26 protein-coding genes are annotated in these 25,823 nt (G+C 70.0%); 2 read left to right on the plus strand and 24 right to left on the minus strand.

What is annotated here, in order from left to right; genetic code table 11:
* Window positions 1-5: 5 nt before the first annotated feature.
* The 12 genes from nuoK to C8E96_RS05540 form a co-directional block, all read right to left on the minus strand.
* Window positions 6-305 carry an NADH-quinone oxidoreductase subunit NuoK gene (gene nuoK, locus C8E96_RS05485; protein ID WP_091382804.1) on the minus strand — a complete coding sequence of 100 codons (300 nt, stop codon included), beginning with the start codon at window positions 303-305 and terminating at the stop codon, window positions 6-8.
* Entirely contained in the window at window positions 302-1,135 is an 834-nt protein-coding gene (locus C8E96_RS05490) for an NADH-quinone oxidoreductase subunit J (RefSeq protein ID WP_091382806.1), read from the minus strand. Before C8E96_RS05490 ends, nuoK begins: the two co-directional genes overlap by 4 nt.
* The gene (nuoI, locus tag C8E96_RS05495; RefSeq protein WP_091382808.1) at window positions 1,132-1,680 is read right to left on the minus strand and encodes an NADH-quinone oxidoreductase subunit NuoI; all 549 of its coding nucleotides are present in this window, start codon (window positions 1,678-1,680) and stop codon (window positions 1,132-1,134) included. The genes C8E96_RS05490 and nuoI overlap by 4 nt, the downstream gene beginning before the upstream one ends.
* Entirely contained in the window at window positions 1,677-2,972 is a 1,296-nt protein-coding gene (nuoH, locus tag C8E96_RS05500) for an NADH-quinone oxidoreductase subunit NuoH (RefSeq protein ID WP_091382810.1), read from the minus strand. The genes nuoI and nuoH overlap by 4 nt, the downstream gene beginning before the upstream one ends.
* Window positions 2,969-5,416, minus strand: a complete 2,448-nt coding sequence (locus C8E96_RS05505) for an NADH-quinone oxidoreductase subunit G (protein WP_091382812.1) — start codon at window positions 5,414-5,416, stop codon at window positions 2,969-2,971. Before C8E96_RS05505 ends, nuoH begins: the two co-directional genes overlap by 4 nt.
* The gene (nuoF, locus tag C8E96_RS05510; protein ID WP_091382814.1) at window positions 5,413-6,717 is read right to left on the minus strand and encodes an NADH-quinone oxidoreductase subunit NuoF; all 1,305 of its coding nucleotides are present in this window, start codon (window positions 6,715-6,717) and stop codon (window positions 5,413-5,415) included. The genes C8E96_RS05505 and nuoF overlap by 4 nt, the downstream gene beginning before the upstream one ends.
* On the minus strand, window positions 6,714-7,475 hold the full coding sequence (gene nuoE, locus C8E96_RS05515; protein ID WP_091382815.1) for an NADH-quinone oxidoreductase subunit NuoE: 762 nt from the start codon (window positions 7,473-7,475) through the stop codon (window positions 6,714-6,716). The genes nuoF and nuoE overlap by 4 nt, the downstream gene beginning before the upstream one ends.
* Complete coding sequence (locus C8E96_RS05520; RefSeq protein ID WP_091382817.1) at window positions 7,472-8,791, minus strand: NADH-quinone oxidoreductase subunit D; 1,320 nt, start codon at window positions 8,789-8,791, stop codon at window positions 7,472-7,474. The genes nuoE and C8E96_RS05520 overlap by 4 nt, the downstream gene beginning before the upstream one ends.
* Window positions 8,788-9,567, minus strand: a complete 780-nt coding sequence (locus C8E96_RS05525) for an NADH-quinone oxidoreductase subunit C (RefSeq protein ID WP_091382819.1) — start codon at window positions 9,565-9,567, stop codon at window positions 8,788-8,790. The genes C8E96_RS05520 and C8E96_RS05525 overlap by 4 nt, the downstream gene beginning before the upstream one ends.
* A gap of 4 nt (window positions 9,568-9,571) precedes the next feature.
* Entirely contained in the window at window positions 9,572-10,120 is a 549-nt protein-coding gene (locus tag C8E96_RS05530) for a NuoB/complex I 20 kDa subunit family protein (RefSeq protein WP_091382821.1), read from the minus strand.
* A 21-nt stretch (window positions 10,121-10,141) separates the two neighbouring features.
* A complete protein-coding gene (locus C8E96_RS05535) occupies window positions 10,142-10,540 on the minus strand; it encodes an NADH-quinone oxidoreductase subunit A (protein WP_091382944.1) in 399 nt (132 codons plus the stop codon).
* A gap of 295 nt (window positions 10,541-10,835) precedes the next feature.
* The gene (locus C8E96_RS05540; RefSeq protein WP_091382823.1) at window positions 10,836-12,137 is read right to left on the minus strand and encodes a geranylgeranyl reductase family protein; all 1,302 of its coding nucleotides are present in this window, start codon (window positions 12,135-12,137) and stop codon (window positions 10,836-10,838) included.
* 200 nt (window positions 12,138-12,337) lie between these two features.
* On the opposite strand from C8E96_RS05540, the gene C8E96_RS05545 reads away from it, so the two are divergent.
* Complete coding sequence (locus tag C8E96_RS05545; RefSeq protein ID WP_091382825.1) at window positions 12,338-13,033, plus strand: DUF4328 domain-containing protein; 696 nt, start codon at window positions 12,338-12,340, stop codon at window positions 13,031-13,033.
* Here C8E96_RS05545 and C8E96_RS05550 read toward each other — a convergent pair.
* From C8E96_RS05550 to C8E96_RS05560, 3 genes are read right to left on the minus strand one after another with little or no spacing between them, the layout of a single operon-like run.
* Window positions 13,023-13,709 carry a demethylmenaquinone methyltransferase gene (locus C8E96_RS05550; RefSeq protein ID WP_091382828.1) on the minus strand — a complete coding sequence of 229 codons (687 nt, stop codon included), beginning with the start codon at window positions 13,707-13,709 and terminating at the stop codon, window positions 13,023-13,025. The genes C8E96_RS05545 and C8E96_RS05550 overlap by 11 nt on opposite strands.
* A 23-nt stretch (window positions 13,710-13,732) precedes the next feature.
* Window positions 13,733-14,842 (minus strand): glycosyltransferase, encoded by a 1,110-nt coding sequence (locus tag C8E96_RS05555; protein ID WP_091382830.1) that lies wholly within the window; start codon window positions 14,840-14,842, stop codon window positions 13,733-13,735.
* On the minus strand, window positions 14,842-15,960 hold the full coding sequence (locus tag C8E96_RS05560; protein ID WP_228770222.1) for a glycosyltransferase family 4 protein: 1,119 nt from the start codon (window positions 15,958-15,960) through the stop codon (window positions 14,842-14,844). Before C8E96_RS05560 ends, C8E96_RS05555 begins: the two co-directional genes overlap by 1 nt.
* A 176-nt stretch (window positions 15,961-16,136) precedes the next feature.
* Here C8E96_RS05560 and C8E96_RS05565 point away from each other — a divergent pair, with 176 nt between their 5' ends.
* Window positions 16,137-16,970, plus strand: coding sequence for an inositol monophosphatase family protein (locus C8E96_RS05565; protein WP_091382833.1), 834 nt, complete (start codon window positions 16,137-16,139; stop codon window positions 16,968-16,970).
* 110 nt (window positions 16,971-17,080) lie between these two features.
* On the opposite strand, the gene C8E96_RS05570 is transcribed toward C8E96_RS05565, so the two are convergent.
* The 9 genes from C8E96_RS05570 to C8E96_RS33865 all read right to left on the minus strand — a co-directional run bounded on the left by C8E96_RS05570 (window position 17,081) and on the right by C8E96_RS33865 (window position 25,823).
* Complete coding sequence (locus tag C8E96_RS05570; RefSeq protein ID WP_228770223.1) at window positions 17,081-19,090, minus strand: iron ABC transporter permease; 2,010 nt, start codon at window positions 19,088-19,090, stop codon at window positions 17,081-17,083.
* A gap of 104 nt (window positions 19,091-19,194) precedes the next feature.
* Window positions 19,195-20,151, minus strand: coding sequence for an ABC transporter substrate-binding protein (locus C8E96_RS05575; RefSeq protein ID WP_091382837.1), 957 nt, complete (start codon window positions 20,149-20,151; stop codon window positions 19,195-19,197).
* 30 nt (window positions 20,152-20,181) lie between these two features.
* Complete coding sequence (locus C8E96_RS05580) at window positions 20,182-21,000, minus strand: ABC transporter ATP-binding protein (RefSeq protein ID WP_091382839.1); 819 nt, start codon at window positions 20,998-21,000, stop codon at window positions 20,182-20,184.
* A gap of 68 nt (window positions 21,001-21,068) precedes the next feature.
* On the minus strand, window positions 21,069-22,133 hold the full coding sequence (paaE, locus tag C8E96_RS05585) for a 1,2-phenylacetyl-CoA epoxidase subunit PaaE (RefSeq protein WP_091382841.1): 1,065 nt from the start codon (window positions 22,131-22,133) through the stop codon (window positions 21,069-21,071).
* 12 nt (window positions 22,134-22,145) lie between these two features.
* On the minus strand, window positions 22,146-22,637 hold the full coding sequence (gene paaD / locus C8E96_RS05590) for a 1,2-phenylacetyl-CoA epoxidase subunit PaaD (protein WP_091382843.1): 492 nt from the start codon (window positions 22,635-22,637) through the stop codon (window positions 22,146-22,148).
* Complete coding sequence (gene paaC / locus C8E96_RS05595; protein WP_091382845.1) at window positions 22,631-23,512, minus strand: 1,2-phenylacetyl-CoA epoxidase subunit PaaC; 882 nt, start codon at window positions 23,510-23,512, stop codon at window positions 22,631-22,633. Before paaC ends, paaD begins: the two co-directional genes overlap by 7 nt.
* Window positions 23,509-23,802, minus strand: coding sequence for a 1,2-phenylacetyl-CoA epoxidase subunit PaaB (paaB, locus tag C8E96_RS05600; RefSeq protein ID WP_091382847.1), 294 nt, complete (start codon window positions 23,800-23,802; stop codon window positions 23,509-23,511). Before paaB ends, paaC begins: the two co-directional genes overlap by 4 nt.
* Window positions 23,799-24,722: a 1,2-phenylacetyl-CoA epoxidase subunit PaaA gene (gene paaA / locus C8E96_RS05605; protein WP_166657883.1), complete on the minus strand. Its 924-nt coding sequence runs from the start codon at window positions 24,720-24,722 to the stop codon at window positions 23,799-23,801. Before paaA ends, paaB begins: the two co-directional genes overlap by 4 nt.
* 42 nt (window positions 24,723-24,764) lie before the next feature.
* On the minus strand, window positions 24,765-25,823 hold the full coding sequence (locus tag C8E96_RS33865; protein ID WP_456049310.1) for a DUF3592 domain-containing protein: 1,059 nt from the start codon (window positions 25,821-25,823) through the stop codon (window positions 24,765-24,767).

Genomic DNA, 25,823 nt, shown 5'->3' on the forward strand with positions numbered 1-25,823 from the left:
TCTCCCTAGTACTTCAGCAGGTTGGAGTCGTCGACCGAGGCGGTGCGGCGGGTGCGGAAGATCGACATGATGATCGCCAGACCCACCACCACCTCGGCGGCGGCCACGACCATCACGAAGAACGCCATCACCTGGCCGGACAGGTCGCCGTTGATCCGCGCGAACGTCACCAGCGTCAGGTTCACGGCGTTGAGCATCAGCTCGACGCACATGAACACGACGATGGCGTTGCGGCGCACCAGGACGCCGACCGCGCCGATGGTGAACAGCAGCGCCGACAGCAGCAAGTAGTAAGTCGGGGTCATGACCCGTCCTCCTTACCGGGGGCGAGCGCGCGGGCGTCGGGCTCGGGCAGCGTGCCCGCGACGGCCTTGCGCTCCCGCTCGAGCTTCTGCGACGCGGTGGCCTCGATGAGCCGCGACAGCGACTCCGGGGCGACCGAGCCGTCGGGCAGCAGGGCCGGGGTGGCCACCGAGTTCGCCGTGGCGAACACACCGGGGCCGGGCAGCGGCGAAGGCCGGTCGTGCTCGCCGCGGAAGCGGGCCTCGACCAGTTCCTTCTGCGTCTTGCGGCCCTTCTGGTGCCGGTCGACGTAGCCCAGGATCATCGCGCCGACGGCGGCGGTGATCAGCAGCGCCGAGGTCAGCTCGAAGGGGAACAAGTAGTCGGTGAAGATCAGGCGGCCGATGTTGGCGACGTTGCCGTCGCCGCCGTTGGCCTGCTCGCCCGCCAGCCCCATGATCGTGACCTCGTTGAGCGACCGCGCGATGGCGGCCACGATCAGCACCGCGAGACCGACGCCGAGGACGCCCGCCCACAGCCGCTGACCGCGCAGCACTTCGACGACGGAGTCCGAGGAGTCACGTCCGACGAGCATCAGCACGAAGAGGAACAGCATCATGATCGCGCCGGTGTAGACGATGATCTGCACAAAGCCGAGGAACGGCGCCTGCTGGACCATGTACAGCGCGCCCAGGCTGAGCATCGTCAGCACCAGGAACAGCGCCGAGTGCACCGCGTTGCGGGCGAAGATCATGCCGAGCCCGCCCGCCAGGGCGAGTGGGCCGAGCACCCAGAAGGTGATCGCCTCACCGGTGGACACGGTCTGCTGGACCGCGAGGAGCGTCGCGCTCACTTGAGTTCCTCCCCGACGGAGTCCGGGTAGCCGTGCTTGCGCGCCAGGAACGGAGCGTTGACGTAGTAGTCCTGCTCGTTGTCGCCAAGGCGCATCGGGTGCGGCGGCTGCTCCATGCCCGGCAGCAGCGGCGCGAGCAACTGCTCCTTGGTGTAGATCAGCCGCTGCCGGTCGTCGTCGGCCAGCTCGAAGTCGTTGAGCATGGTCAGCGACCGGGTCGGGCAGGCCTCGATGCACAGGCCGCAGCCGATGCAGCGCAGGTAGTTGATCTGGTAGTCGGCGCCGTAGCGCTCACCGGGCGAGTAGCGCTCGTCGTCGGTGTTGTCGCCGCCCTCGACGAAGATCGCGTCGGCGGGACACGCCCAGGCGCACAGCTCGCAGCCGACGCACTTCTCCAGGCCGTCCGGGTGTCGGTTGAGCTGGTGGCGGCCGTGGTAGCGCGGTGCGGTGCCGGGGAAGTTCTCCGGGTACTCCTCGGTGACGACCTTCTTGAACATCGTCGAGAAGGTCACTCCGAAGCCCTTGAGGGGATCGAAGACGCTCATTCTGCTGACTCCTTGTCACCCGCGGCGACAGCGGCGGGCTCGCGCCGCGCGCGACGCACCCGGGCGGGCTTCGCGTTCTTGTCCGGCACCCGCAGGTCCAGCGGCGGGATCGGGTAGCCGCCGCCGGTGACCGGCACGCGGTTGTCGTCCATCTGCACCTTGCGCTCGGGCAGCAGGAAGCTGAGGCCGATGAGCAGCACCAGCACCACACCGCCCGCGATCAGGATGGTCGGCGCGGAGATGGCCTCCTCGTTGCGGAAGGCCCGCAGCGCGACGACCAGGACGATCCAGACCAGGTTGGCCGGGACGAGGATCTTCCAGCCCAGGCGCATGAACTGGTCGTAGCGCATGCGGGGCAGCGTGCCGCGCAGCCAGATGAAGGCGAAGAGGAACAGCCACACCTTGCCGAGGAACCACAGCAGCGGCCACCAGCCGGTGTTGAGGTAGTTGTCGCCGATCAGCGAGAGCGGCCACGGCGCCATGTACCCGCCGAGGAACAGCGTGGTCGCCATCGCGGAGACGATGACCATGTTGACGTACTCGGCGAGGAAGAACAGCGCGAACTTCATCGAGCTGTACTCGGTGTGGAAGCCGCCGACCAGCTCGGACTCGGCCTCGGGGAGGTCGAACGGAGCGCGGTTGGTCTCACCGACCATGGAGATGATGAAGATCAGGAAGCTCGGGATCAGCAGGTAGAAGTACCAACCGGTCTGCTGCGCGTCGACGATGTCGCCGGTGGACAGCGACCCGGTGTAGAGGATCACCGCGACGATCGACAGGCCGAGCGCGATCTCGTAGGAGATCACCTGCGCGGCCGAGCGGAGACCACCGAGCAGCGGGTACGGCGAGCCGGAGGCCCAGCCCGCGAGCACGATGCCGTAGACGCCCATCGACGAGCAGGCCAGCACGACCAGCACGCCGACCGGCAGGTCGACCAGCTGCAGCACGGTGCGCTCACCGAAGATCGAGACCTCGGGGCCGAACGGGATCACCGAGAACGCCAGGAACGCGGGGATCGTCGCGATGACCGGCGCGAGGAAGTAGACCTTCCGGTCAGCCGTGTCCGGGATGATCTGTTCCTTGAACGGCAGCTTGATCGCGTCCGCGAGCGACTGGAACCAGCCGTTCGGGCCGACCCGGTTGGGGCCGGGGCGCTGCTGCATCCTGGCGACGATCTTGCGTTCCAGGATGATCATCGCGGTGGTGGCGATCGCGCCGAGGCCGAGCAGCACCACACACTTGATCGCGATGAGCCAGATCGGGTCGTCGGCGAGCAGTTGCGCCCGGTTCATGAGTTGCCTCCAGGTTCCACGGTCACCACGGAGCCGTGGCCCGCGCCCAGGACCCGGCGGGTGGCCGAGTCACCGGAGTTGCCCGGCAGCCAGACCACGCCGTCGGGCAGGTCGGCGACCTGGACCGGCACGGTGATCGCGCCGCGGTCGGTGGCGACCTTGGCGGTGCCGGTCACGGCGATACCGAGATCCGTAGCGGTCTTGAGGGACAGACGGGCGAAGACCGGTCGGGCGGTGCCCGCCAGGTTCGGCTCGTCGTCCTGCATCGACCCGTTGTCCAGCAGCATCCGCCAGGACGCCAGCACGATCGCACCGTTTGTCGCGGCATTGGCCGCCACGTCCGGAGCGGTGGCCGTGCGGGGCACGACCGGGAGCCGGGCCAGGTCGGCCGCGGCGGCGGCCGGGGTCTGGGTGAACAGGTCGACGTCCATCTCCACGGCGAGCGAGTCGAGGACCCGGCCGTCGGGCATGGCGCCGGTGCCCTCGATGGTGTTGGCGAACTCGCGGCGGCGACCCTCCCAGTTGAGGTAGCTGCCGGACTTCTCGACCGCCGGGGCGATCGGCAACACCACGTCGGCGTGCGCGGTGACCGCGCTGTGCCGCAGTTCCAGGCTGACGACGAAGCCCGCGGCGGTCAGCGCCCGCTCGGCGAGCGCCGGGTCGGCCAGGTCGAACGGGTCGACACCGCCGACGACGAGACCGTCGAGGCGGCCGTCCGCGGCGGCGGCGAGGATGCCGTCGGTGTCGCGGCCGGGGGCGGCGGGCAGCGAGCCGGGCTTGAGGCCCCACGCCTGCTCGACGTCCACGCGGGCGGAGATGTCGGTGACCAGGCGGCCACCGGGCAGCAGCGTCGGCGCGGCGCCCGCGTCGAGTGCTCCGCGCTCACCGGCGCGACGCGGGATCCACGCGACCTTGGCGCCGGTGGAGTTCGCCAGCCGCAGCACCGCGCTGAACAGGCCGGGGACCTGCGCGGCGCGTTCGCCGACGAGGATCACCGCACCGTCAGCGCCAAGGGCTTCGGTGACGTCCGGGGCGTGGGTGGCCAGGCCGTCGAGCGCGCCGGGCTCGGCACCGGGCTTGCAGGCCAGCAGCGTGCCCTGGGTCTTCTCGACGCTCGGGCTCGTCCACTGTCCGACGTGGAACACCTTGGTCTTGTTCTTGCGGGCCGCCTTGCGCAGCCGCAGGAACACGATCGGCGCTTCCTCTTCGGGCTCGAAGGCCACGCAGAGCACCGCGGGAGCCTTCTCGATGCCCGTGAAAGTGACACCGGTTTCCGGCGTCGTGCCGACCACGGTCGAGGCAAGGAAGTCGAGTTCCTCGGTCGAGTGGGGGCGGGCGCGGAAGTCGATGTCGTTGGTGCGCAGCGCGATGCGCGCGAACTTGGCGTAGGCGTAGGCGTCCTCGACGGTCAGCCGACCGCCCGCGAGCACCGCGGCGCCCTTGCCGTCACGCGCCTTCGCCAGGCCCTCGGCCGCGATCTGCAGCGCCTCGGTCCAGCTCGACTCGACCAGTTCGCCGGTCTTCGCGTCGCGCACGAGCGGCCGGGTGATCCGGTCGGTCGCGGTGGCGTAGCGGAAGGCGAAGCGGCCCTTGTCGCAGATCCACTCCTCGTTGACCTCGGGGTCGTCGCCCGCGAGCTTGCGCATGACCTTGCCGCGCCGCCAGTCCGTGCGCTCGGCGCAGCCGGACGAGCAGTGCTCGCACACGCTCGGGGTCGACACCAGGTCGAACGGCCGGGAGCGGAACCGGTACGCGGCGCTGGTCAGCGCGCCCACCGGGCAGATCTGGATGGTGTTGCCGGAGAAGTAGCTCTGGAACGGCTTCTCCTCGGCGATGCCGATCTGCTGCTGCGCGCCGCGTTCGAGCAGTTCGATGAACGGGTCGCCGGCGATCTGCGCGGAGAACCGGGTGCAGCGCTGGCAGAGCACGCAGCGTTCGCGGTCGAGCAGCACCTGGGTGCTGATCGGCAGCGGCTTCGGGAAGGTCCGCTTGGTCTCGACGAACCGCGAGTCCGTGCGGCCGTTCGACATGGCCTGGTTCTGCAGGGGGCATTCGCCGCCCTTGTCGCAGATCGGGCAGTCGAGCGGGTGGTTGATGAGCAGCAGCTCCATCACGCCCTGCTGCGCCTTGTCGGCGACCGGCGAGGTGAGCTGGGTCTTGACGACCATGTCGTCGCCGACGGTCATCGTGCAGGAGGCCTGGGGCTTGGGCATGGGACGCCCGCCCATCTCGACCTCGACCAGGCACTGCCGGCAGGCGCCCGCCGGTTCGAGCAGCGGGTGGTCGCAGAACCGCGGGATCTGGATGCCGAGCCGCTCGGCGGTGCGGATGATCAGCTCGCCCTTGGGCGCGATCACCTCGGCACCGTCGATCGTCAGCCGCACATGTCCTTCGGGGACCGGTGCTTTCTCGACCGTGGTGGGGTTCTCGGGCGCGATGGTCATGACTGCGCTCCTGCCAGTGCGTGCGCGCCGACCCTGTTCTTCTCGCACAGGGCCAGGAATTCGTCGCGGAAGTACTTGATGCCGCTGGTGATCGGGCTGACCGCGCCGTCGCCGAGCGCGCAGAACGAGCGGCCGAGGATGTTGTCGCAGATGTCGAGCAGCGTGTCGATGTCCGCGGGTGTGCCGTGGCCCTCGACCATGCGCTGCAGGATGCCAGCGAGCCAGTACGTGCCCTCACGGCACGGGGTGCACTTGCCGCAGGACTCGTGCTCGTAGAACTCGGTCCACTTCATGACCGCCCACGGCACGGACACGGTCTCGTTGAAGACCATGACCGCGGTGGTGCCCAGCATGGAGCCGGCCTCCGCCGCGCCTTCGAAGTCCAGGGGGACGTCGAGGTGTTCGGCGGTGAACATCGGCGTGGACGAGCCACCCGGGGTCCAGAACTTCAGCGGGATGCCGTCTTTCATGCCGCCCGCGAGTTCGAGCAGTTCACGCAGCGTCGTGCCGAGCGGGGCCTCGTACTGACCGGGCTTCTCGACGTGCCCGGAGATCGAGTAGATCTTCGGGCCGGGCGACTTCGCGGTGCCCATGGTGCGGAACCAGTCGGAGCCGCCGTTGACGATGAACGGCACGCTCGCGATGGTCTCGACGTTGTTGACCGTGGTCGGCGCGGCGTAGAGGCCGGCCGCGGCGGGGAACGGCGGCTTGAGTCGCGGCTGGCCTCGGCGGCCCTCCAGCGAGTCGAGCAGCGCGGTTTCCTCACCGCAGATGTAGGCGCCCGCACCGGCGTGGACGGTGATCTCCAGGTCGAATCCGGAGCCGAGGATGTCCTTGCCCAGGTACCCGGCGGCGTGCGCCTCGCGGACCGCCGCGTTGAGCCTGCGGATGCAGTGCAGGGCCTCGCCGCGCACGTAGATGAAGCAGTGGTGCGACCGCATCGCGTACGAGGCGATGACGCAGCCCTCGATCAGCGAGTGCGGGTCGGCCATCATCAGCGGGATGTCCTTGCAGGTTCCCGGTTCGCCTTCGTCGGCGTTGATGACGAGGTAGTGCGGCTTGTCCTCGTTCTGCGGCATGAACGACCACTTGATGCCAGCGGGGAAGCCCGCGCCGCCGCGGCCGCGCAGACCGGAGTCCTTCACCAGCTGGACAAGCTGCTCGGGCGTGCCCTTGAGCGCCTTGCGCAGCGCGGTGTAGCCCTCGAGCTGCTCGTAGGTCTTGATCGACCAGGACTGTGGGGACAGCCAACGCTTGGTCAGCACGGGGGTGACCGGCGCGGGCTTGTTGGGAGTGGTCATTTCTTCTCGACCTCCGGCAGCGCGACATCAGTCATCGCGGGAGCGGTCCAGCCGCGGTCCTCGGCGAGCTTGGCTCCGCGCAGCGTCTCCACGGCGGCGGACGGGCCGTCCACAGTGGAGCGGTAGTCGACCTCGTCCTCGGGCCAGAACCCGGCCAGCTCCAGCTCCGCGGTGCGGAAGTCGCGCAGCGGCGCGCCCCGCGTGGGCTGGGGCTTGTCCCCCGCGCGCAGCGCGTCGACGAGCGCGACGGCCGACTCGGGGGTCTGGTTGTCGAAGAACTCGTAGTTGACCTGCAGCACCGGGCCGAGGTCGCAGGCCGCGAGGCACTCGGCGTGCTCCAGGGTGATCGAGCCCGGCGCACCCGGCTCGCCCACGGTCTCGTTGTGGCCCAGGCGCTTGCCGCCCTCGCCGAGGTGCTCACCGAGCGCCTTGTAGATGGCGTCGCCGCCGAGCACCGCGCACAACGTGTTGGTGCACACCGAAACCAGGTGCTCACCGCAGGTCTTGCGCTTGTACATGGTGTAGAACGTCGCGACCGCGCTGACCTCGGCGGCGGTCAGGTCGAGCTGGCCGGCGCAGAACTGGATGCCCGCCTGGCTGACCCTGCCCTCGACCGACTGCACGAGGTGCAGCATCGGCAGCAGCGCCGACCGCGACTGCGGGTACCGGGCGACGATCTCCTGGGCCTTGGTGACGATGTCCTCGCCGAAGACACTGAGGTCGACGGATTCGGTGACGGCGATGGGTTCCGCACTCATCGGTCACAACCTCCCATCACGGGGTCGATCGAGGCGACGGCGGCGATCACGTCGGCGACCATGCCGCCCTCGGACATCGCGGGCATCGACTGCAGGTTGATGAAGCTTGGTTCGCGCACGTGCACGCGCATCGGGCGGGTGCCGCCGTCGGAGACCAGGTGGTAGCCCAGCTCGCCGCGCGGGGACTCGACCGGCACGTACACCTGGCCCGCGGGGACCTTGAAGCCCTCGGTGACCAGCTTGAAGTGGTGGATCAGCGACTCCATGGACTGCCCCATGATCTTGCGGACGTGCTCCAGGGAGTTGCCCATGCCGTCGGCGCCGATGCTCAGCTTCGCCGGCCACGCGATCTTCTGGTCGGCGACCATGACCGGGCCCGGCTCCAGCTTCTTGAGGCACTGGGCGACGATCTTGAGCGACTGGTGGATCTCCTCGACGCGCAGCAGATACCGGGCGAAGGAGTCGGCGGCGTTCGAGGTCGGGACCTCGAAGTCGTACTCCTCGTAGCCCAGGTACGGCTCGGTCTTGCGCAGGTCCCAGGCCAGGCCCGCGGACCGCAGGATCGGACCGGTGACACCGAGCGCGAGGCACGCGTCGACCGGCAGGTACCCGACGCCGACGAGCCGGTTGCGCCAGATCGGCTGACCGGTCAGCAGCTTGTCGTAGTCCGGCAGGCGCGAGTCCATCACCTTGATGAAGTCGGTGACCTTCTGGTGGTAGTCCGCCGGAAGGTCCTGGGCGAGACCGCCGGGCCGGATGAACGCGTGGTTCATCCGCAGGCCGGTGAGGTGCTCCAGCAGGTGCAGGACTTCCTCGCGCTCACGGAAGCCCGCGGTCATCGCGGTCAGCGAGCCGAGCTCCATGCCGCCGGTGGCCAGGGCCACCAGGTGCGAGCTGATCCGGTTGAGCTCCAGCAGCATCACCCGGGCGACCTGGGCGCGGCGCGGGGCCTCGATGCCGAGCAGCTTCTCGATCGCCAGGCAGTACGCGGCCTCGTTGGACAGCGGCGCCAGGTAGTCCATGCGCGTCACGAAGGTGACGCCCTGGGTCCAGGTGCGGTACTCGCAGTTCTTCTCGATGCCGGTGTGGAGGTAGCCGACGACCGAGCGGGCCTGGGTGACCGTCTCGCCCTCGAGTTCGAGCACCAGGCGGAGCACGCCGTGCGTCGAGGGGTGCTGCGGGCCCAGGTTGATGACGATGCGCTCGTCGTGGATGGCGTCGTCCAGGATCTCGTCCCAGTCGCCACCCGTGACGGTGTAGACGCGACCCTCAGTGGTGTCGCGCTCGTCTGCGGGATGGATGTCGTTCGTGGTCACGAGTAAGACCTCCGCTGGTCGGGCGGGGGAATCTCCGCGCCCTTGTACTCCACCGGGATCCCGCCGAGCGGGTAGTCCTTGCGCTGGGGGTGGCCGTCCCAGTCGTCCGGCATGAGGATCCGGGTCAGCGCGGGGTGTCCGTCGTAGACGATCCCGAACATGTCCCAGGCCTCGCGCTCCTGCCAGTCGGCGGTCGGGTAGACCTCGACGACCGACGGGATGTGCGCGTCGTCGACATCGACCGCGACCTCCAGCCGGATGCGGCGGCGGAACGTCATCGACGTCAGGTGGTAGACCGAGTGCAGCCGCTGCGGGATGTCCACGCCGTAGTCCACACCGGACACCGAGCTGCACAGCTCGAAGCGCAGGGCGGGCTCGTCGCGCAGGGTCCAGCAGAGCGCGACCAGGTCTTCGCGGCGGACGTAGAAGGTGATCTCGCCGCGGTCGACGGTGACCTGCTGGATCGCCTCGGCCGGGATCTCCCGGCGGGCCATGGCCGCGCGCAGGTCGTCGGTCAGCTCGTCGAACCAGCCGCCGTACGGGCGCTCGGCCGGGGCCGGGGCGTACCCGGGCAGGCTCAGCCCGCCGAAGCCGGTGGTGTCGCCGGTGCCCGCGACGTTGAACATGCCCTTGCGGGTTCGGCCCAGGACGACGGGCTCCGCGGGGACGGGCTCCTGGTGCTCGGCCGGGCGGGCCAGGTCCTTCTCAGGCTCCTGGCCGGGCGTGGGACGGTCGGCGCTGGACTGCTCGCCGCCGGTGGTGGGTTCGTCAGCCATGGCTCTATTTCTTGCCGTACTTGATGGAGGACGCGATCAGCTCGGTGCGCTCACCGCTGGCGGCGCGGATCGCGGCGCGGGTGGCGTTGATCGGCTCGTCCTGGATCTTGGCGTGCAGCTTGAGGATCGCGTCGAGCAGCATCTCCGGGCGCGGCGGGCAGCCGGGCAGGTACATGTCGACCGGCACGATGTGGTCGACGCCCTGCACCACGGCGTAGTTGTTGAACATGCCGCCCGATGAGGCGCACACGCCCATCGCCAGCACCCAGCGCGGCTCGGCCATCTGGTCGTAGATCTGCCGCAGCACCGGGGCCATCTTGTTGGTGACCCGGCCGGCGACGATCATCAGGTCGGCCTGGCGCGGGGAGGCGCGGAACGCCTCCATGCCGAAGCGGGCGATGTCGTAGCGCGGACCGCCGGTGGTCATCATCTCGATGGCACAGCAGGCCAGTCCGAACGTGGCAGGCCACAGCGAGTTCTTGCGTCCCCAGTTCACCAGCTTTTCCAGGCTGGCCAACATGATTCCGTTGGGGAGCTTCTCTTCGATACCCATGACGTCTGCCTCCTTCCCCCGTCAGTTCCAGTCGAGGCCGCCGCGACGCCAGACATAGGCGTACGCGAAGCCGACCGTTGCGATGAACAAGAAGATCTCCACCAGGCCGAACAGGCCGAGGGCGTCCGCCGAGACCGCGAACGGGTAGAGGAACACCATTTCGATGTCGAACAGGATGAAGAGCATCGCCGTGAGGTAGTAGGCGACCGGCACGCGGCCACCGCCCGCGACCGGCTGCGGCGATGGCTCGATGCCGCACTCGTAGGCCTCGAACTTCGCCCGGTTGTAGCGGCTCGGGCCCAGGAGCGGGCCGAGCAACGCCGAGAACACCGCGAAGCCCGCCGCCAGGACGAACATCACGACCAAGGGGAAGTAGATCCCCAAGCCTGACGACACATCCGCTGACTGTGCTTGGAGCATCGACACCGCCGCTGTCCTTTCCCGCCGCCTACGGCCGGAACCCTATGGGTCCTCGGTCACACCCGAGCTGGTTAGGATGACCTAACTAATTCGGGCGTAGTTTGTGAAAACATTCACAAGCCAAATCGCTCAGATGTGAAGGGGTTCACAACTTATCGGCGCCAGTCTAGGACCTGGCTCACAACGCGAAACGCGGCCCCCTCGACAACTCTCCGTGAACGAGTGATGTCCACAACAGAGCGTCCGAGAGGGCCGCGGCCTGCGCTAACACGCTGCTAGCGGATGCAATCAGTAGTTACTTGACGGTAGGAGCGAGTCGCGTGGCCGCGGTGATCACGCGGTCGAAAGCGTCGCCGTCCTTCTGGTCGTAAAGGCCCGCGAGAAGCTTCAGCACGAGTTTCATCAGCGTCTCGCGCGGCATGCCGTATTTGGTCGCGGTCCGCATGACGACCGGATTTCCGATCAGCTTGGAGAAGACGTTGCCGAGCCGGTAGTAGCTGCCCAGCGACTGCCGCAGCGCCAGCGGGTACCCGGCGAGAGCGCGCTCGCGGGCCGGTCCCTCCCTGCGGGCCATCGCCTGGATGACGCACTCGGCGGCCAGCCGGGCCGACTCCATCGCGTAGCCGATGCCCTCGCCGTTGAACGGGTTGACCATGCCGCCGGCGTCGCCGACGAGCAGCAGGCCGTCGCGGTAGTGCGGGGTCCGGTTGAAGCCCATGGGCAGGCCCGCGCCGCCGATCTTGCCCAGCGCGTTGTGCTCGCGGAAGCCCCATTCCTCGGGGGTGCCGTCGAGCCAGGAGCGCATGAGCTTGCGGTAGTCGGTCTTGCCGTAGGCCTTCGACGTGGAGAGCATGCCGAGGCCGACGTTGACCGTGCCGTCGCCCATGCCGAAGATCCAGCCGTAGCCGGGGAGCAGGACGGGGTTGGCCGGGTCGGAGCGGTCCCACAGCTCCAGGTGCGACTCCAGGTAGTCGTCCTTGCTGCGGGGGCTGGCGTAGTAGCGGCGGACCGCGACACCCATGGGGCGGGCGTCGATCTTCTCCATGCCGACCGAGAGCGCGAGCCGCGCGGACACGCCGTCGCAGGCCAGGATGATCGGCGCGCGGTAAGTGACCGGAGTCTTGTCCGGGCCCGCCTTCGCGGTCACCCCGACGATCCGGCCGGTGCGCTCGTCGGTGACCGCGCCGATGACGGTGGTCTGCTCGGCGAGCCGGGCGCCCGCGCGCTGGGCGGTGCGGGCGAGCATCTCGTCGAAGTCCTGCCGGGTGCGGACCACACCATAGGGCGGGAACGACGCCAGGTCCGGCCAGTCGAGCTCAAGGGTCACCCCACCACCGACGACGCGCAGGCCCTTGTTGTGCAGCCAGCCCGCTTCCTCGCGGGTGTCGATCCCCAGGTCGATGAGCTGCTTGACCCCGCGCGGAGTCAAACCGTCGCCACAGACCTTCTCGCGGGGGAAGGTGCTCTTCTCCAGGAGCAACACATCCAGACCCGCGCGCGCCAGGTAGGTCGCGGCGGTGGACCCGGCCGGGCCCGCACCCACCACGATGACCTCGGCGTCCTCGCCCGCCTTGCGGCGACTGATCGAAGTGCTCATGACGCTCCTTGTGAAAGCCTTCACGTACTCACGCGAGTCTAGAGGGGCGAAACAGCCCGTCCGCCGTGTCCGATGTCTCGCGGCACGTCTAACACTCCTGGCGGCGCCAGCAACTGATCACCGGCGCGGTGAAATCACTCGGCTGCCGACGGTCCCCCGCGCCTAATCTGGGTGCGACGCCGATCACGTTCTGGGGAGCCATGGCCGAGTCGCAGCCGCGCCGCTATCTGTCGGTCCGACCGCTGAGCAGGCGCGGTCTCGTCGCGTCAGTGCTGATCGCGGCTTCGGTGCTGTTGGCGATCGCGTCGGCGGTGGCGAACTGGAACGCCTATCTCGCCGTGGTCGACTACAAGCGTCAGGACGCGGAGTTCGAGGACGCGCTCGCCGCGCGTGATCTGACCATCGAGTACGGCATGACCTACTTCTTCGTGTCGGCCGCCGCCGCTGTCGCGTTCCTCTTGTGGCTCTATCGCGCCCGCGCGAACGCCGACTTGCTTTGTGACGCGCCTGCCCGGCACTCGCGGCCGTGGGTCGGCGGGTCGTGGTTCTGCCCGGTGGTGAACCTCTGGTTCCCGTACCAGGTCATGTCCGACGTGTGGAAGGCCAGCAGGCCCGACGTGCCGTGGCGGCTGGAGTCGCTCAGGCAGGTGCCGGGCAGCGCGCTGCTGCGGGTGTGGTGGGTGTGCTGGGTCGGCAGCTTCGTGGCGGGCCGGGTGTCCGCGCTGGTCAATGACCAGCTGGTTTCGCCGACGCTGGAGAAGTACTACCCGTTGGCTATCGCCAAGTCGGTGAGCGCGGTGCTGATGACCGTGGCGGGCGCGTTGATCATCGTGGTGATCGTCCGCATCAGCCGCTGGCAGGAGCAGAACCAGGACTTGGCCGTGGCTACGGCTTGACGGCCCGGTGCAGGGCGACGACGCCGAACGTCAGGTTCAGCCACTCGACCTCGCCCCAGCCCGCTTCGGCGATCATCTCCGCGACCGCGCGCTGGTCGTGCCAGTCGCGCATCGACTCGGCCAGGTAGGCGTAGGCCTCGGAGTTCGACGAGAACGGGCGGGTCACCAGCGGCAGGCCGCGCAGCACGGTGTTGTGGTAGAGCCAGCGCAGGACCTTGGCGGGCGGCTGGGAGACCTCGCAGATCACCAGTCGGCCGCCGGGCCTGGTCACCCGGGCCATCTCGCGCAGGGCGGAGACGGTGTCGTTCATGTTCCGCAGCCCGAAGGACACCGTCACGGCGTCGAAGGCGTCGTCGGTGAACGGCAGGTGGAAGGCGTCCGCGGCGACCTTGGGGACCGCGCGGGACTTGCCGCCGCGCAGCATCTCCTGGGAGAAGTCGGCGGCCACGCACCAGGCGCCGGTGCGGGCGTGCTCGATGGTCGAGACCGCGGTGCCCGCGGCCAGGTCGAGCACCTTCTCCCCCGGTCCCGCGTCGAGCACGCGGCGGGTCTGTTCGCGCCATCGCCGATCGAAGCCGAGGGTCATCACCGAATTGGTGCGGTCATAACCCTTAGCGACCCCGTCGAACATCTCGGCGATGTCGTGCGGATCTTTGTCCAAACCGGCGCGAGCCATGAGCCGAACTGTACGAGAAGGCGTCAGTTCAGGCTCAGCGCGGTCAGCATTCCGCGCACCGACGTGGGCCAGTCGAACTGTTCGGCACGCGCCCGCGCGGCGGCCCGGCGATCGGGCTCCGGTACGGAGAGCAATCCCTCGACCGCGCCCGCGAAAGCGGGGGCGTGGTCTGAGACCGCGGCGCCGCATTCCGGGCGCACCAGCTCACCGAGCGCGGACGACTCGGACACGACCACCGGGGTGCCCGACGCGAGGGCTTCCAACGCGGCCAGGCCGAACGTCTCGTGCGGTCCGGGGGCGAGCGACACATCGGCGGTGGCCAGGAGCGCGGCGACGTCGGCGCGGTCGGAGACGAAACCCAGGAAGGTGACCGGCAGCCCGGTCGCGCGCCTGCGCAAAGCGGACATCCGAGGGCCGTCGCCCGCGACGACGAGCCGCACCCGGTGCCCGGAGCCGTGGAGTTCGGCGAGGGCGTCGACGCTGCGTTCGACGTGCTTCTCCGGGGAGAGCCTGCCGCAGTGCACGAGCAGCGCGTCGGCGCCCGCGGCCAGGGTCGCGCGTAGAGCGCCGTCGTGGCGGGTGGGGGCGAACGTGTTCAGGTCGACGCCGAGGGGGACGCGGCGGATGTTGTCCGCGCCGATGCGGTCGAACTCCCCGCGCGCGAACTCGGTCGTGCAGACCACGGTGTCGTAGGAGGCGGCCATCCGGCGGTTGGCGGCGTCCGCGCAGCGCCGGGCGACCGGGCCCGGCAGCAGGAACTGCTCCAGCAGCCGGTCGAGCCGCTCATGGGAGATGACCACGCTGGGGACGCCGTGGTCGGCGGCCCACCGGCCCATGCCGCGCAGGGTGAGCCGATCGGAGACCTCGAGGCGGTCCGGGCGCAGCGACGGCAGGAGCGTCTTCACCCGCAGCGGGTCGACGGCCCGGTAGCCGCCGGTGCCGGGGATGGCGGGCGCGGGCAGGGTGATCCGCCGGACCCCGGACGGCAGCCACTCGTCATCGCGGCGGCGGCCGGGGACGACGAGGGTGACCTCGTGCCCGGCGGCCACGTACCCCGCGCCCAGGTGATGCAGCGCGGTTCGAAGACCGCCGGAGCGAGGCCCGTAGAAGTTGGCCAACTGGACGATGCGCACTAGGCGGCCTTGGACCGTCGCCTTCCAATGGCGACGTCGTCGTAGTGGCCGACCAGTTCCTCGCACACCGCGGTCCATGTCCGGCTGAGCACGTCGGCCCTCCCCGCGGCGCCCATCCGGCGGCGCAGCAGGGTGTCGGCGAGCCGCTCGACAGCCGCGCGCAGGTCGGGGCCGAAGCGGGCCGGGTCGAGGAGGAAACCCGTACGGCCGTGGTCGACCAGGTCGCGGGGGCCGCCCGCGTCCGGCGCGATCACCGGCAGCCCGGAGGCCATCGCCTCCTGGACGGCCTGGCAGAACGTCTCGTGCGGCCCGGTGTGCACGAAGACGTCGAGGCTGGCGTAGGCCGCGGCGAGTTCGTGGCCGCCGCGGAAGCCGAGGAACGCCGCACCGGGCAGGCGGGCACGCAGGTTGTCCAGGTCGGGTCCGTCGCCGACCACGACGACCCGCACCCCGGGCAGGTCGTTGAGCACCGCCAGGTGTTGGACCTGCTTCTCCGGCGCGAGCCTGCCGACGTAGCCGACGAGCAGCTCGCCGTTGGGCGCGAGTTCCGCGCGCAGGGCGCGGTCGACGTGTTCGGCGGCGAAGCGCTTGGTGTCGACGCCGCGGCCCCACCGGTGGACGCGCGGGATGCCGTGGCTGGTCAGGTCGCGGACCGACGCGGTGGACGGCGCCAGGGTCCGGTCGGAGTTGGCGTGGATGCGGCGGATCCACCGCCAGGCGGCCCGTGAACCACGGCTGAGGCCATACGCGGCGGCGAACCCGGCGACGTCGGTCTGATAGACCGCCACGGTCGGCACGCCGAGTCGTCTGGCCGCCCAGAGGCCGCCCGCGCCGAGGACGAACGGCGAGGCGAGGTGGACGACGTCGGGGTCGAAATCGGCCAGGTCGGTGAGGATCTTCGGCGTCGGGACGCCGATGGGCAGGGACGTGATGACGGGCAGGTCGACCGCGGGCACACGACTCACGTTCGCGTGCAGGTAGCGGTCGGGCCCGGCACCGGGCGCGATGACCATCGCCTGGTGCCCGCGCTGATGGAGGTGTTCCACGACCCGCAGCACGGAGTTGCTGACCCCGTTGACCTGCGGCAGGAAGCTCTCGGTGACGATGGCGACGCGCACACCAGCAACGTCGCACCCGGCCATTGCCCGCGAGGGGTCACCCGAATGACCGAGAGGCGAACTGCGCCGGAACTCCCTGTGAGTGGAGTGGGCGCGGCCAAGCTTGGCCTGGTCATCCGCCCGTTGTCATCTCAGCGTCGCACCACGGACACCCGGAGTGGTCACTCTAGGTTGGCATGACGCTCTTGTCCTCTCGTCCCCGCAAGCCGGTCGAGCCCGGTCTGCTGTCCAGGGCCCTCGAGGTCGCTGGACGCCTCGCCAACGACGCGACCGATGTCATCACCGCGACAGCAGGACGCGGGGCCAGGCCCGGATTCGAGGACTCGCCCTTCGACTGGGTCACCGACACCGACCGCACCCTCGAACGCCACACCCGCCGCATCCTGACCGCCGAATTCCCGGGGATTCCGGTGGTGGGCCAGGAGTTCGGCGCGGACGTCGGTTCGGAGGACGCCGAGTACCGCTGGGTCGTCGACCCGGTCGACGGCACCGCCAACTACGTCGCCGGGGTCCCCTGGTGCGCCTACAGCCTCGCGTTGGTGGACGCCGAGGGGCCGGTCGTCGGCGTGGTCGCCGACCCGTTCCGCGGCCAGATCTACGCCGCCGCGCGGGGACGCGGGGCCCGGGCCAACGGCAAGCGGGTCTCGCTGACCGACCGGACCTCCACGGCGGGCGCGATCGTGTGCACGGAGTTGACCCGCACCGGGCCGTGGCCCGGAATGGGCGGCTTCATCGAACGGGCCGCGTCAGCCCGCGCCGGCGTCCGGGTGCTGGGCTCGGCGGCCTTGGCGATCGCCCAGGTAGCCCTGGGCCACGCGGCGGCGGCGGTCCTGCACAGCTACCACGAGTGGGACGTCGCGGGCTCGGTCGCGCTGGCCCTGGAATCGGGGGCGGCGGTGCTGGACCGGCGTGGCGAGGACTTGGCGCTGCCGGTCGACGGGCTGCTTGTGGCGGCGCCTGGGGTGGCCGACCAGGTGCTGTCGTGGTGGCAGGAGTCGGCCAACGCCTGAACGGGTGACCGACTTTCGATTGAGTCCGGCTCCGTCTTTCGACTCGCTGATCCTGAACCTTCGACGGATGTCTCCCTGCCGTCGCGACGGCAGGGTTAAGGCATGCCCACTCACCCGACCCGAGAACGAGTCCGCCACAGCACCAACACGAAGTACGGCGTCCCGATCAACGCGATGACCAGCCCGGCAGGCACCTGCGCGGGTGCGATCACCGTGCGCCCCAACGTATCCGCGACGCTGACCAACCCTGCACCCAGCACCGCGGCCACCGGGATCACCCGACCATGCCGCCCACCGACGAGCGACCGGGCCAGGTGCGGCGCGACCAGGCCGACGAACCCGACCACCCCGATCGCCGACACCGCGGTCGCGGCCAGCACGCCTGCCGCGGCAAGGAGCAGCAACCGCGAGCGGTCGACCCGAAGACCGAGCACCCGAGGGGTGTCGTCATCGAGGGCGTGCAGATCGAGTTCCCGATGCCGGGACCACAGCAGAGGAGTCAGCACGGCCAACGCCATGGCGATGGGAATGAGCTGTTCCAGCGTGCGCCCGTAGGTCGAGCCCGACAGCCAGGTCAGGGCCTTCGCGGTGTTCCACGGATCGGAGGTGACCAGTAGGAGCGTGATCACGGCCATCCCACCCGACCAGGTCGCGATGCCGATGATCACCAACCGGTCCGAGTCCAGGCCCGATCGCCACGCCAGGCCGTAGACCAGCGCGAACGCGGCCGCGGCGCCGAGTCCCGCTGCACCCGCGATGTGCCAGGCGCCCGCCATCGGCACGGCGGTGATCAGCGTGACGGCGCCGATGCCCGCGCCCGCGGTGATCCCGAGCAGGCCGGGTTCGGCAAGTGGGTTGCGGCTGACGGACTGCACGGCGCAGCCGGCGATCGCCAGCGCGGCTCCGGCGGTGAGGGCGGCGGCAACCCGGGCGAGTCGCTGGTCCAGCACGAAGGTCAGGGCCGGTCCGGTGCGGCCGGAAAGCCAGTTCGCGAGGTCGCCGAGCAGAACCAGGCGGTCGCCGAGCATGAGTCCGAGGAGAGGGGTGACAGCCAGCAGCACCGCGAGCACGACCCCGGTCACGATGAGCCTGCGCCGCGATCCGGCGACGGCCACCCGGCCCGTGGGCGCGCTCGGTGCCGGGCCGCTTGACCGGCCGCGGCGGGCGAGCCAGACCAGGACGGCGGCGCCAAGGATCGTGGTGACCACGCCGGTCGGGACGCGCAGGGCCTCGGCCGAGCCCATGGCGGCCCGCAGGGCGACGTCCGCGCCGAGCACCAGGACGACGCCGACCAGGCCGGACAGGGGCAGCGTGATCCGGTGCCCGCCGATCCTGGGGGCGAGCAGGCGGGTGATCACGGGCGCGCACAGGCCGACGAAGCCGACCGGGCCCGCCACCGTCACGGCGGCGGCGGTGAGGGCGACGGTGAGCAGGACCGCGCCGATCCTGGTGCGGCGGACCCGCAGGCCGAACACGGTGGCGGTGTCGTCGCCGAGGGCGAGGACGTCGAGGGAGGGGCCCATCGCGATCAGGGCCACGAGGGCGACCAGCACGACCGGGGTCATCTGCTGGGTCGCCACGAGATCGCTGACCGTCAGCGATCCGCTTCCCCAGGCGAACAGGCCGGTTGTCTCCTGTTCGAACAGCAACAGCAGCAAGATCGTCGCGGAATGGAGGGTGAGAGCGATTGCCGAGCCGACAAGCACCAGGCGGGGACTAGCCGTTCCGCCGCCGGACATCCCGAGCACGGCGGCGGCCGCGGCGAGGCCGCCGAGGAAGGCGACCGCGCCGGCGGGGACGGTCGGCAGGGCGATGCCCGTCACCGCGGCCGCCACCACGGCCAGGTGGGCGCCCGCGTTGACCGCGAGGGTGTCCGGTGACGCCAGCGGGTTACGGGCGACCGACTGCATGCCCGCGCCCGCCACGCCCAGGGCGAGCCCGACCAGCAGCGCCGTCAGCAGCCGTGGGATCCGCGACCCTTCCAGCACCGCCAGGGTCGCCGGGTCTCCTTGGCCGACAACGGCTTTGAGCACGTCGAACACATCAACCGAGGAGGTGCCCTGGGTGAGGTGAACGGCCGCGAGCACCACGATCGCCGCCAGTGTTCCGACCGTCACCACGCCGGCGCGGGTGCTGTTTGTCCGCCGCACCAAGGGACTCGGTGGCTCGACACCAGCCGCGGGCTGGCCGGCGGCGCGGACTGGACGAGCGTGATCGGTCGGCATCAGGCGGTGGCGGCCTTGACGACCTGCTCGGCGATGGCGACGACCGACTTCGGTCCGCCGAAGGTCCAGGTGCCCGCGGCGAGCTTGGTGACCTTCTTCGACACCACGAACGGGAGCCGCTGCCACACCGGGTTCGCCGCGAGGCCGTCGGTGAACACGTCTTCGCCGGAAGCACTGTAAAGGAGGATTGTCTTTGGATCGGTGATCGAACTCAGGCCCTCGACGTCGGTCTGGCCCAGGCCCCACTGCGGGTCGACCTTGCCGGTGTAGGCGTTCTTCAGGCCCACGCTCTCGGCGATGTCGGAGACGAGCGAGCCCTTGCCGAAGGGGCGGAGGTTGATCGTGCTGCCTTCCTTCCAGCCGTCGGCCATCAGGAACGGGGTGCCCGTCGCGCCCTTGGTCTCGACGGCCTTACGGCTCTCGGCGAGCTTGGCGTCCATGTCGGCGAGGATCTTGTCGGCCTCGGTGGTCTTGCCGAGGGTGGCGGCGATGAGCTTGAAGTCCTCGCGCAGGCGGTCGACGTTGCGGGTGGCGTCGGTGCTCTTGGTGACCACGACGGGGGCGTACTTCTCCAGCCGCGGCACCAGGGTGGAGTCCCGCTCCTCGGCCATGATGATCACGTCCGGGGCGAGGCCGGCGATCGCGTCCTCACTGGGCTCCTGGCGCTTGCCGACGTCCTTGACGGTGCTGTCGAGGGTGGCGGCGGTGTCCCAGGTCCGGTAGCCATCGGGGTCGGCGACGCCCGCGGGCATCACGCCGAGGGAGGCGACCATCTCCGCCTCGCCCCACTCCAGCACGACGACCTTCTTGGCCGCGGACTTCAGGGTGACCTGCTTGCCGCGGGCGTCGGTGACCGTGACCGGCGCGTCGGCGTTCACGGTCACTGTCGCGGGGGTTTCGGTTGTGCCGCAGGCGGAAAGGAGGATCGCGGCGGCGATCAGGGGCAGTGCGCGCATGTGCTCGGCTTTCTATCGGGGAGGGGGAAGTCAGACGGTGGACACGGCACGCGGCGCGTGTCTGCCGACGGGGCGGCAGTGGACCGCGCCGGTCACCGGGTCGGTGGCCACGTGGACGGTGACGCCGTAGGCGCGCGAGAGGTGCTCGGTGGTGAGGACGTCGGCGACGTCGCCGCTCGCGACGGCGCGGCCCTCGGCGAGCAGGACGACGTGGTCGGCGATGATCGCGGCGTGGTCGAGGTCATGCAGGACCACGCCGACCGCCACGCCGTCGTCGGCGAGGTCGCGGACCACGTCGAGGATCTCCACCTGGTAGCGCAGGTCGAGGTGGTTGGTCGGCTCGTCGAGCAGCAGCACGGAAGTCTGCTGCGCCAGGCAGGAAGCGAGCCAGACGCGTTGGAGTTCGCCGCCGGACAGTTCGTCGACGCCGCGGTTCGCCATCGGCTCGACGCCGGTGAGTGCCATGGCGCGGTCGATCGCCGCGGTGCCCTCGAGGTCCGCGCCGCGCCAGCCGGAGCGGTACGGGTAGCGGCCGAAGGCGACGACGTCGCGGACGGACACCCCCGCCGGGACCGGGCGGTGCTGGGTGAGCAGGGTGACCTCGCGGGCGAAGTCCTTGGCGGACAAGGCGGACACCGCGCGGCCGCCCAGTTCGACAGCGCCCGCGGCGGGCCGGTGCAGCCGGGCCAGCGAGCGCAGCACCGTGGACTTGCCGGACCCGTTGGGGCCGACGAGTGCGGTGACCGTGCCCGCCCGCAGGTCGAGTGAGACGTTCTCGACCACGGTCCGGTCGTGGTGCGCGAGGACCAGGCTGTGCCCGGCCAGCGCGACGAGTCCTCCAGCTGACATGGAGGTTAGGCTAACCTAAATCGGAACCCAGTCGACGTGGTCTGCACCACGCCTACCAGCGTTGATCACTAAGCGTCGAAGTCGACCGTCACCGAATCCGTCACCGGCAGGCCCTGGCAGGTGAGGACGAAGCCCGCGTCGAGTTCGTGCTGTTCGAGGGCGTAGTTGCGGCGCATCTCGACCTCGCCGACGACGACCTTCGCTCGGCACGTCCCGCACACGCCGCCCTTGCAGGCGAACGGGAGGTCGGCGCGGACCCGCTGCGCGGCGTCGAGGATCGGCTCGTCGTACGGGAGCGCGAGGGTGGTCTCGCGGCCGTCGAGCAGGATCGTGACGGCGGACGTGGGTCCATCGACTCGACGGTCCTCGGCGCGCTTGGGCTCGGGCGGCGGTTCGTCCACATAGAACAGTTCGCGGTGGATCTTGGTGCCCGGAACACCACGCTCGGTCAGGACCGCATAGGCGTCCTGGACCAGGCCGAACGGGCCGCAGAGCCACCAGTGGTCGATGTCCGTCGCGGGCACGACCTGGTCGCACAGCGCGGCGAAGCGCTCGGCGTCGAGGCGGCCGGAGAACAGCTCGACGTCGCCCGGCTCGCGGGACAGGACGTGCACGAGCTGCAACCTGGTCGGGTAGCGGTCTTTCAGGTCGGCGAGTTCCTCGGCGAACATGACCGTGTCGGAGCGGCGGTTGCCGTAGAGGAGGGTGACGCGGTTGCCCGGCTCGGCCAGGACCGTGCCGACGATCGAGATGACCGGCGTGATGCCCGAACCGGCGGCGACGAAGGCGTGATGGCTCGGGGTGGTCAGGTCGGGGGTGAAGTTTCCTTGCGGGGCAAGGACTTCGAGGGTGTCACCGGGCGCGAGGTCGTCGACCAGCTTGCTGGAGAACAACCCGCCCTCGACGCGCCGCACCCCGATGCGGGGGGCGTCGCCAACCGGCGCGCAGATCGAGTACGACCGGCGTTCCTCGCGGCCTTCGACGTCCTGCCGCAGCGTGAGGTACTGGCCCGCGCGGAAGGCGAACTCGTCGGCCAGACCTTCGGGCACGTCGAAGGTGACCGCGACGGCGTCGTCACAGAGCCGGTCCACGCGCTTCACGGGAAGCGAGTGGAAGGTCGACCGGCGGGTCATTGCGGCGGTCAACTAGATCTCCTTGATCTGTTCGAACGGCTCGCGGCAGTCTTCGCAGCGGCGCAGGGCTTTGCATGCGGTGGAGCCGAAGCGGGACAGTTCGGTGGTGCGCGCGGAGCCGCAGTGAGGGCAGCTCACGCGGCGCTTCGGGGGTTCGAGGGTGAGCGGGATCGGGCCCACGGCCCGCGGTCCGATGCGGGACGGCGGGGCGATGCCGTGCTCGGTGAGCTTGCGCAGGCCGTCGTCGCTGATCCAGTCGGTGGTCCACGCGGGGTGCAGGACGGTGCGGATCTCGACGTCGCGGTAGCCCGCGTCGGTCAGCTTCTCGTGCAGGTCCGACCGCATCTCGTCGAGCGCGGGGCAGCCGGAGTACGTCGGTGTGATCGTCACGACCACGCGGTCGCCGACCTCGCTGACCTCGCGCAGCACGCCGAGGTCGGCCAGGGTGAGCACTGGGAGCTCGGGGTCGAGCACCTGCTCGGCGACCTGACGCGCGCTCACCACACGCCTCCCGGCAGGGCCCGCGCGACCACCTGCATCTCGGCCAGCAACGGCGCCATGGCCTCGGTGTGCACGCCGCCTCGACCGCCGGCGGGGACGCTCTGGACGTCGGGACGCGTCAGGCCCGCGGCACCCAGGACGGTGTCGAGCACGCTGTCCACTTCGGACTTGAGCTCGGTCGGGTCGACGGCGACGCCCGCTTCGGCCAGGCGGTGCTCGATGGGGTGCGCGGTGAACAGTTCGTCGAGGTGCGGCCAGACCACGGCGAGGCCGGCGACCATGCGCTCGCGGGAGTAGTCGGTGCCGCCCGCGAGCCGCAGCACCCACTGGGCGGCGTGGTCGCGGTGGTAGGTCAGCTCCTTGACGCCCTTCGCGGCGACCGCGGCCAGCACCGGGTCGGCCGAGCCGGTCAGCCGGTGCAGCAGCGCGAGGCGCCACGCGGAGAAGACGAGCAGGCGGGCGATCGTGGTCGCGAAGTCGCCACCGGGGCCGGGGCCGCAGTCGATCTCGGCAAGGTGCACGTTGCGGAACTCGGCCGGGTCGCGCAGGTACGCCAGCGCGTCCTCGTCGGTCCCCTGGATCTCACCCGCCCGGGAGAGCAGCATGCGGGCTTGGCCGAGGAGGTCGAGCGCGATGTTCGCCAGCGCGACGTCCTCTTCCAGCTCGGGCGCCTTGGCGCACCACTCGGCGAGCCGCTGGGCGTAGATCAGGGCGTCGTCGCCGAGCATGAGGCAGTAGGCGGCGAGGTCGTCACGGTCCACAGTGGACGGGATGGCGCGGTCCACACCGGACAGCGCGTCGGTGAAGCCGGTGCCGAAGGCCCAGTGCTTCTCCTCGTGGCCCTCGACGAGGGACTCGTAAGCGTTGTCGAAGCTCATAGGTGCGGCACATCCTCGGGGATGGCGTAGAACGTCGGGTGCCGGTAGACCTTGTCGCCCGCGGGGGCGAAGAACGGGTCCTTCTCATCCGGGCTGGACGCGGTGATGGCGTCGGCCTTGACGACCCAGATGCTCACACCCTCGTTGCGACGCGTGTAGAGATCGCGCGCGTTGCGCAGCGCCATCTCGTCGTCGGGGGCGTGCAGGGAGCCGACGTGCACGTGGTTCAGCCCGCGCTTGCCGCGAACGAAAACCTCGTAGAGAGGCCAAGACGACCTGGGCTGAGTCATGCCACCTGCTCCTTCTTCGCCGCGTACGCCGCAGCGGCTTCCCGAACCCACGCGCCGTCTTCGTGCGCCTTGCGGCGGTTCTCGATCCGCTCGGCGTTGCACGGGCCGTTGCCCTTGACGACCTGCCAGAACTCGTCCCAGTCGATCTCACCGAAGTCGTGGTGGCCGCGCTCGGCGTTCCAGGCGATCTTGGAGTCCGGCAGGGTGACGCCGAGCTTCTCGGCCTGCGGCACGGACATGTCGACGAAGCGCTGACGCAGCTCGTCGTTGGTGTGCCGCTTGATGCGCCAGACCATGGACTGCTCGGTGTTGGACGACTCGGCGTCCGGCGGCCCGAACATCATCAGGGAAGGCCACCACCAGCGGTTGACGGCGTCCTGGACCATCGCCTTCTGCGCGTCGGTGCCGCGCATCATCGTCATGAGGAGTTCGTAGCCCTGGCGCTGATGGAAGGACTCTTCCTTGCAGACGCGGATCATGGCGCGGGCGTACGGGCCGTACGAGGTGCGGCAGAGCGGCACCTGGTTGCAGATCGCGGCGCCGTCGACGAGCCAGCCGATGACGCCGACGTCGGCGAAGGTCAGCGTGGGGTAGTTGAAGATCGAGGAGTACTTCTGGCGGCCCTCGATGAGCTTGGTCGTGAGGTCCTCGCGGTCGGCGCCGAGGGTCTCGGTGGCGGCGTAGAGGTAGAGGCCGTGGCCCGCCTCGTCCTGCACCTTGGCCAGCAGGATCGCCTTGCGCCGCAGGCTGGGGGCGCGGCTGATCCAGTTGCCCTCGGGCTGCATGCCGATGATCTCGGAGTGCGCGTGCTGCGCGATCTGCCGGATCAGCGTCTTGCGATAGCCGTCCGGCATCCAGTCGCGCGGCTCGATCCGATGGTCGGCGGCGACGACGCGCTCGAATTCGCGTTCCAGGTCCACGGGGTGAATGTTACACCTGGAAGCAAATTTTGAAGAGAGGTGTTACACCGCGAGCTTGCGACGTGCGCGCAGGGAGCGAAGGTGCAGTGGTCCCGGCTTACGCAGCCACCACACCAGCCCCACTGTCACCGCCCAGACGGCGAAGAGGGTGGTGAAGGCGGGCAGGAAGGTCAGGGTCGCCCCCCGCCCCGCGACGCGCACCAGGTCGGGTTCGCGCAGGTCGTACTCGACCCGGACGACCTGGCCCTCTTCGAGGGCTTCGGGGTAGAGGACGCCGACGTTGGGCACGTGCTCGGCGCCGTCGGGGGTCTGGAAGCGGACGAGGGTGCGATGGGTGGTGACATCGACGACCTCGGCGTCGGCCCGGCCGGTGTGGCTCTCGATGGCGGAGTCCTCGGTGACGGCGGCGATGACGAGGAGGACACCGAGGAGCGTGGTGATGACGGCGATGAAGAGGATGGCGCAGGCGGCGGCCCGGCGGAGCTTGTAGGGCTGGGGCTTGATGCCGTCACGGTGGGCGTCGGCGGGGCCGGGCAGGTCGCCATCGCCAGGACGATCGGCAGGCGGCGACTCGGCACCGTCGCCTAGCTTCCCGACTGAGTACGACTCAGCAGACTGGAACTCGGCATCGTCGCCGCGTGTTTCAGCGCTGCCGTGAGGCTCACCATCACCGTGCCGATCGGCAGGCGGCGGCTCGACACCGTCGCCCACAAGCCCGCCCAAGAGCGACTCGGCGGGCTCGGACTCAGCCTGGGCGCGGCGGGTTTCACCGGGGTTGGCCGTGATGACGTGATCAGCGGCGGGTTGCGACCCGACAGCAGCACCAGCCAGGTCCGCCAGCTCGGCGATCTCGAACTTCACCTCGTGCGCCTCGGCAGCCGACCAGGTGTGGCTGATATCCCGCGACATCTCTGCGGCGACAGGCCCACGTGGGTCGGCTTGGGCAGCCGCAAGCGGGTCGGTGGGGGCTTTGAGCTGGGCGTTCACCGAATCCGCGCCGGTCGGCCGGTGTGGGGTCTGGGCGGGCAGGGGCGTCGCCAGTTCCGGCCCGGTGCCGTCCAAGGCCCGGACGGGGGCTCCCCGCTCCTCCATCTTTGCCAC

It is taken from the genome of Actinokineospora alba, from assembly GCF_004362515.1.
Taxonomy (GTDB): domain Bacteria; phylum Actinomycetota; class Actinomycetes; order Mycobacteriales; family Pseudonocardiaceae; genus Actinokineospora; species Actinokineospora alba.

What these genes read in the sequence shown, in the direction of transcription:
- nuoI (WP_091382808.1), bottom strand. Translation starts at nt 1,680, where the DNA reads ATGAGCGTCTTCGATCCCCTCAAGGGCTTCGGAGTGACCTTCTCGACG.
- nuoE (WP_091382815.1), bottom strand. Translation starts at nt 7,475, where the DNA reads ATGAGTGCGGAACCCATCGCCGTCACCGAATCCGTCGACCTCAGTGTC.
- C8E96_RS05530 (WP_091382821.1), bottom strand. Translation starts at nt 10,120, where the DNA reads ATGGGTATCGAAGAGAAGCTCCCCAACGGAATCATGTTGGCCAGCCTG.
- C8E96_RS05525 (WP_091382819.1), bottom strand. Translation starts at nt 9,567, where the DNA reads ATGGCTGACGAACCCACCACCGGCGGCGAGCAGTCCAGCGCCGACCGT.
- nuoH (WP_091382810.1), bottom strand. Translation starts at nt 2,972, where the DNA reads ATGAACCGGGCGCAACTGCTCGCCGACGACCCGATCTGGCTCATCGCG.
- C8E96_RS05575 (WP_091382837.1), bottom strand. Translation starts at nt 20,151, where the DNA reads ATGCGCGCACTGCCCCTGATCGCCGCCGCGATCCTCCTTTCCGCCTGC.
- C8E96_RS05540 (WP_091382823.1), bottom strand. Translation starts at nt 12,137, where the DNA reads ATGAGCACTTCGATCAGTCGCCGCAAGGCGGGCGAGGACGCCGAGGTC.
- paaC (WP_091382845.1), bottom strand. Translation starts at nt 23,512, where the DNA reads ATGAGCTTCGACAACGCTTACGAGTCCCTCGTCGAGGGCCACGAGGAG.
- C8E96_RS05565 (WP_091382833.1), top strand. Translation starts at nt 16,137, where the DNA reads ATGACGCTCTTGTCCTCTCGTCCCCGCAAGCCGGTCGAGCCCGGTCTG.
- C8E96_RS05545 (WP_091382825.1), top strand. Translation starts at nt 12,338, where the DNA reads ATGGCCGAGTCGCAGCCGCGCCGCTATCTGTCGGTCCGACCGCTGAGC.
- C8E96_RS05550 (WP_091382828.1), bottom strand. Translation starts at nt 13,709, where the DNA reads ATGGCTCGCGCCGGTTTGGACAAAGATCCGCACGACATCGCCGAGATG.
- paaB (WP_091382847.1), bottom strand. Translation starts at nt 23,802, where the DNA reads ATGACTCAGCCCAGGTCGTCTTGGCCTCTCTACGAGGTTTTCGTTCGC.
- C8E96_RS05580 (WP_091382839.1), bottom strand. Translation starts at nt 21,000, where the DNA reads ATGTCAGCTGGAGGACTCGTCGCGCTGGCCGGGCACAGCCTGGTCCTC.
- nuoF (WP_091382814.1), bottom strand. Translation starts at nt 6,717, where the DNA reads ATGACCACTCCCAACAAGCCCGCGCCGGTCACCCCCGTGCTGACCAAG.
- C8E96_RS05505 (WP_091382812.1), bottom strand. Translation starts at nt 5,416, where the DNA reads ATGACCATCGCGCCCGAGAACCCCACCACGGTCGAGAAAGCACCGGTC.
- nuoK (WP_091382804.1), bottom strand. Translation starts at nt 305, where the DNA reads ATGACCCCGACTTACTACTTGCTGCTGTCGGCGCTGCTGTTCACCATC.
- C8E96_RS05535 (WP_091382944.1), bottom strand. Translation starts at nt 10,540, where the DNA reads ATGCTCCAAGCACAGTCAGCGGATGTGTCGTCAGGCTTGGGGATCTAC.
- paaE (WP_091382841.1), bottom strand. Translation starts at nt 22,133, where the DNA reads ATGACCCGCCGGTCGACCTTCCACTCGCTTCCCGTGAAGCGCGTGGAC.